Annotated in this window: 3 protein-coding genes and 1 pseudogene; all 4 read left to right on the top strand. The window is 37.2% G+C overall.

All coding sequences use genetic code 11. From position 1 onward, the window contains the following. Positions 1-115: 115 nt before the first annotated feature. The 4 genes and pseudogenes from IAI10_RS24440 (at position 116) to IAI10_RS24420 (ending at position 3,776) form a co-directional block, all read left to right on the top strand. Positions 116-1,864 (top strand): 1-deoxy-D-xylulose-5-phosphate synthase, encoded by a 1,749-nt coding sequence (locus tag IAI10_RS24440; protein ID WP_315675924.1) that lies wholly within the window; start codon positions 116-118, stop codon positions 1,862-1,864. Positions 1,865-1,880: 16 nt separating this feature from the next. After that, a pseudogene (locus IAI10_RS24760) lies at positions 1,881-2,464 on the top strand (DNA-3-methyladenine glycosylase I). Between the two features lie 145 nt (positions 2,465-2,609). Further along, the gene (locus IAI10_RS24425; protein ID WP_315675921.1) at positions 2,610-3,092 is read left to right on the top strand and encodes a flavodoxin; all 483 of its coding nucleotides are present in this window, start codon (positions 2,610-2,612) and stop codon (positions 3,090-3,092) included. A gap of 48 nt (positions 3,093-3,140) precedes the next feature. Then, complete coding sequence (locus tag IAI10_RS24420) at positions 3,141-3,776, top strand: flavodoxin family protein (protein WP_315675920.1); 636 nt, start codon at positions 3,141-3,143, stop codon at positions 3,774-3,776. The last annotated feature ends 206 nt before the right edge of the window (positions 3,777-3,982 follow it).

Genomic DNA, 3,982 nt, shown 5'->3' with positions numbered 1-3,982 from the left:
AGGATACATAGTAGTATTGGATATTTAACTCCACAAAAATGCGAAGATTTAGCTAGAAAAATTGTATAAAAAGTTCAACTTTTTGTGTCTAAGATATTGACATAGATCCAAAGAGATTAATTCACCAGAAGATGTGAAAAAATTATCATTAAAAGAACTAAATCAATTAAGTGTAGAAGTTCGTGAGGCTTTGCTTACAAAGTTAAGTGAACATGGTGGTCATATTGGACCCAATTTAGGTGTTGTAGAGCTTACAATTGCTTCACATTATGTTTTTAATTCACCAAAGGATAAAATAGTTTATGATGTTTCGCATCAGAGTTATGTTCACAAAATGTTGACAGGAAGAAAAGATGCATTTATTGATCCTGAAAAATATGATGAAGTGTCTGGTTATTCTAATCCGAAAGAAAGTGAACATGACTTTTTTGAGGTCGGACATACTTCCACATCTATTAGTCTTGCCTGTGGTCTTGCAAAGGCAAGAGATTTAAAAGGTGATAAGGAAAATATCATTGCTTTCATTGGGGACGGTTCATTAAGTGGCGGTGAGGCATATGAAGGCTTGAATAATGCAGCAGAAGCTGGTACAAATATTGTCATTATAGTAAATGATAATGAACAATCTATCTCTGAAAATCATGGTGGATTATATAAAAACCTTGCTGAATTAAGGGTAACAGAAGGAAAAAGCGAGTGTAACTTTTTTAAGGCAATGGGACTGGATTATTTGTATGTAAAAGACGGTCATGATATTGAAGTGTTAGTTCAGGCGTTCCAAAGTGTCAAGGATATCAATCATCCGATAGTTGTACATGTTCATACAATAAAGGGAAAAGGATTTAAACCTGCAGAAGTAAACAAGGAATTGTATCATGCTGGACCTCCATTTAACAGAGAAACAGGTGAGTATAAATTTTCTATGACAAATCCTGAAAGCTATGAAAACCGCACAGCAGAGTACTTATTAGATTTAATGAAAAAAGATCCCACGGTTGTTATGATTACTTCTGCTACTCCTACTGGGTTTGGATTTGTTGAGGAAAGAAGGAAAATTGCGGGAAAACAGTACATTGACGTTGGAATTGCAGAAGAGCATGCAGTTGCGTTAGCTTCTGGAATTGCAAAAAATGGAGGAAAACCGGTGTACTGCGTGTATAGTACATTTTTACAACGTGCATATGACCAGCTTTCGCAGGATTTATGTATAAACAAGAATTCTGCACTCTTATTAGTATTTGCGGCATCAGTTTATGGAATGAATGATGTAACACATCTAGGATTGTTTGATATTGCTATGATGGGGAATATTCCTAATATGGTATATTTGGCACCAACATGCAAAGAAGAGTATTTTGCCATGCTTAAATGGGGAATTAATCAAAAAGACTATCCTGTTGCAATTCGTGTTCCGGCAATGGGAATGATATCAAGCGGTGTAGAAGATACAACAGATTATTCTATTCTCAATAAATATCAAGTAAGTGAAAGAGGAAAAGACGTTGCTGTTATGGCATTAGGAGATTTCTATCAGTTAGGAGAGAACATAGTTGGAATGCTTGCTAAAGAAAAAGGAATAGAAGCAACGTTAATTAATCCTAAATTTATTACAGGACTGGATGAAGAACTGTTGGAAAATTTAAAAGAAGATCATAAATTTATAATAACCCTAGAAGATGGTATTATAGAAGGCGGTTTTGGTGAAAAAATTGAAAGCTATTATGGAGCAACGGATATTAAAGTAAAGAATTACGGTATAAGAAAGAGTTTCCCAGATCGTTATGCTCCGGAGGAACTTTTGAAAGAAAATGGAATTTCAGTAGAGCAGATTGTTAATGATGTTGTTTCGATTGTGAATAAATAATATAAGGAAGTTATATATGGATAAAAAAATCAGATGTCCGGGAGTTATAATGAAGAACTCATTGTATGTTAAATATCATGATGAAGAGTGGTGTAGGGCGAAACATGACGACAGACAGCTGTATGAACTGTTTATAATAGAGCTGTTTCAGGCAGGACTGTCATGGGAACTTATACTGAACAAAAGAGAGAACTTCAGGAGAGCTTATGATAATTTTGATATTGATAAAGTGGTAAATTATGACGAGAAAAAGGTGGATTCACTGCTGCGGGATAAGGGATTATAAGGAACCGCTCTAAGATTGAAGCTAGCATCAGCAACAGCAGAGTGTTCAGATCAATCCAAATTGAGTATGGAAGCTTTGATCGGTACATCTGGGGTTTTTCGGATAACATGACTATCTATGAAGATGTTTCTGTAACGACAGATGAACTCTCAGACCGGATATCCCAAGATTTAACGAGAAGAGGAATGAAATACGCAGGGAACATAAGTATCTATTCCTATCTCCAGTCGATCGGAATAATCAATTCTCATACAGAAAGGTGCTTCTGCTACAAGGAGATGCTGTCTGGAAGCAAGGATATTTCGAAAGTATAATACGTGAAAGTAATTGAAAGGAGATGATGCACTGGAAAATAATTTACTGGAATTGGCAGCCTGCGAAGCAATGGACGCGGCCCCGGTTCCAAAAGCAGAAATAGTCATTTTGAGAATGATGCAAGAATGAAAGGAGATTTTAATCATGGGTAAAAAAGTTTTGGTAACATATTTTTCGGCAAGTGGAGTTACAAAGAATGTTGCAGTGAATTTGGCTGCTGCAGCAGGTGCGGATCTCTGTGAGATCAAACCAAAGGAGGAATATACATCAGCGGATCTTAATTGGCAGGACAAAAAAGCCCGCAGTACAGTGGAAATGAACGACACGGCGTCTCGTCCGGCAATAGCTGATAAGGTAGAGAATATGGATAGTTATGAGGTTGTATTTGTTGGATTCCCTGTTTGGTGGTATACGGCACCGCGTATCATAAATACTTTTTTGGAAAGTTATGATTTTGAAGGTAAGACGGTAGTATTATTTGCAACGTCCGGTGGAAGCGGAGTTGAAAAATGTGTGAAGGATTTACAGAGTGTTTATCCGAATATTCATTTTGCGCCTGGAAAACTACTTAACGGAAGTCCTTCAGTGCAGGACCTGAAAGAATGGGCAGAAAGCGTGGTTGATTAAAGAACCGGTGTGATATGATCAAATGGAACGAGAAGGAAGGAAAATTAAATGAAAGTATTATTGGTAAATGGAAGTCCACATGTTAAAGGATGTGTGTATACAGCATTATCTGAAGCAGCAAATGCTCTGAATAAAGAGGGAATAGATGCAGAAATTATCCATATTGGAAATCAGGCGATTCATGGATGTATCGGATGTGGAAAATGTGCAGAAACCGGAAAATGTGTATTTAAGGATGATACAGTAAATCAGTTTATTGAAAAAGCTGCAGAATCGGACGGGTTCATTTTCGGCGTTCCTGTATATTATGGCTCTGCGAATGGCTCAATGATTTCTTTTATGGATCGAGTATTTTTTGCAGCGCATAATTCCGGAAAAGACATTTATCGCCTGAAACCGGCGGCAGCTGTTGTAAATGCGAGAAGGGCAGGAAATACAGCAACATTTGATGAGATGAATAAATACTTTACCATGTCGGAGATGCCAGTAATCTCGTCCACCTACTGGAATATGACACATGGTTTTACACCGGATGATGTTAGACAGGACTTGGAAGGTCTTCAAACAATGAGAACATTAGGAAGAAACATGGCATGGTTCCTTAAACTCAAAGAAGCCGGTTTGAAGGCAGGAGTTCCTTATCCTGAAGAGGAAGCACCTGTCAGAACCCATTTTATCAGATGAATGATATCTTGAAAATGTTCGCTGGAATAAATAAATTTTATAAACGAGTGAATGTGAGATTTTTCTAATGTAAAAAGCAGGCACTCTGGTAATATGCGAGGCCACTGAAAAACTGACAAAATAAAGCCGTCATCGCGAAAGTGATGGCGCTTTTACTTTTCATCCATAAATGACCTTAACAAAAAGGTTTTACGAAAGACACGTCG

The organism is Clostridium sp. 19966, from assembly GCF_032335695.1.
GTDB lineage: Bacteria > Bacillota > Clostridia > Clostridiales > Clostridiaceae > JACTOJ01.
The sequence above is the reverse complement of the archived record's forward strand: the minus strand, read 5'-3'. Positions and strand labels throughout refer to the sequence as shown.

Bases quoted from the DNA above. Each gene is read 5' to 3' on its own strand.
- IAI10_RS24425 (WP_315675921.1), top strand. From the start codon at position 2,610: ATGGGTAAAAAAGTTTTGGTAACATATTTTTCGGCAAGTGGAGTTACA.
- IAI10_RS24420 (WP_315675920.1), top strand. From the start codon at position 3,141: ATGAAAGTATTATTGGTAAATGGAAGTCCACATGTTAAAGGATGTGTG.